The sequence below is a fragment of the Mesorhizobium sp. WSM4806 genome, from assembly GCF_055811635.1.
In genome coordinates, this window is the sequence record NZ_JBVVQZ010000056.1 from 1 (window position 1) to 1,776 (window position 1,776).

A 1,776-nucleotide genomic window follows, 5' to 3' on the forward strand; every position below is an offset into this window, starting at 1 on the left:
TAGGGGGCGATGCTGACGTCGCGACTTTGCCAAGCTGGAAGACCTCCGTCGCCTCGCCGCGGCCGCGCAGCCGGTGCTTGCCCGCCGGGATACTTTCGAACCTTTCGTCGAGCCGCGACGCGGTCTCGCCGGAAATGGCGATTGCGGCGGTGGCGCCCGGTTCGAGCTGCTTGCCGAGGTCCTGCAGCCGCTGGCTGACGTTCACGGTGTCGCCGACGATCGTATAGTTGACGCGGTCGGATGCGCCGATATTGCCGACGATGACGGAGCCCGTGTGGATGCCGATGCGGACATGAAGTGGAGGCCGGCCTTCGCCAGCCGCTTCCAGATTGTCCTTGTCCAGCTCCTCGCGGATCGCCGCGGCTGCGCGGACGGCCGCGGCGGCATGGCCCTTCAGACGATCCGGCGCGCCGAAGAACGCCAGCATGCCGTCGCCCAGGAACTTGTCGACAGTACCGCCATGTGCATCGACCGCGCCGCACAGGATCGCGAAGTGGTGGTTCAGCAGCCTGGCCGCGGCGGCGGCGTCCATCTGCTCCGACAGGGTGGTGAAGCCGGCGATGTCGGTGAACATGACGGTGACGACCGCTTCGCGCGGTTCGGCGATGCCGATCTCTCCGGTGCGCACCAGCTTGGCCACCAGCGAGCGCGGAATATAGGTCGAGAATGCACGCAGACCGATCAGCATGGCATTGAAGGCCGAAGCCTGGTTGTCCAACTCCAGCACCCTGCTGCGCGGCAGGGGGGTCACGCCGTCGAGATCGAAATCGGCGACGCGCGTGGCCTGGCCGGCAATCGCCTGGATCGGGCGCGACAGGCGCTTGCCGAGAAGAATCGCGAGGATGACCGCCACCGCCATCGCGCCAAGTCCAAGCATGGCCGATCCCATGACGCGTTCGATTTCGTCACCGATCTGACTGGTCTTGAAATATGCGCCGAGCGTCCAGGGCCGGTCGCCATAGCCGGTGATCTCACGGGTAATAGCGACGTAAGTGTTCTCTCCGTCCCATGACGTCGAACCGTCCTTGTCGTCAACCTGGATTTCGGCAACCTCGATATCGCGGGTACGCTGCGTGCTGAACTCCGCTTCCGGTTTGCGCGCCTCATATCCGGCGAGAACCGGATCGCCGAAATTGGCGAGCGGCGTCAGCGGCAGGATGCCGTTCTTCAGCGCATCCGGGGAAGCCAGCCGCTGGTCCGCCAGAATGGATCCGTCGCCATCCAGAATGAAGGCATGCGTACCGAAGCGCGACGACAGTTCCTGCGTGATTTTGGACAAGTTCTGCAGTTCCACCGCGGCGATCACCCAGGCCTTCGTGGCGCCATCGCGTGACAGCGGCGCCGAGACGTTGGCGAACAAGCCATATTCGTTGGCCACGAAGGCGCCCCACCTGCGTCCGTCGACCTGCTGGCGCTCTTCAAGAACGGCGCGCACTTGCGGCGATTTCTCGGTCTCGGCGGGGAATTTCCGGATCGTTCCGGCAGGATATTTGGCGTCGTTGTCCCCGGTCACCGCCGCCCCCCTGCAAATCAGGTCGGGTGTGCAGATCAACATTGCGTTCACCCCCGGCGCTGCCGCCAGCGCACTGGCAAGTGCCGCCGACATCGCCTCGTCGTCGATCTGGAACTCGCCCTGCTTGTAGAGCTGCGCGACGCCGTCCACGGCGCTCTCGGCGCGCCCCATCTCGGCGCGCAGCAAATCCTCCATCGCATCGATCAGGAGCGTCGACTGGGCGCCGAGCAGGTCGAAAGTGTTGCGAAGGTTGGCGCCGACCG

The 1,776-nt window shown here is 65.2% G+C and carries 1 protein-coding gene; it reads right to left on the reverse strand.

What is annotated here, in order from left to right:
• A partial coding sequence (locus AC0L2M_RS34545; protein WP_473537260.1) for an adenylate/guanylate cyclase domain-containing protein occupies positions 1-1,776 on the reverse strand: 1,776 nt, incomplete at both ends.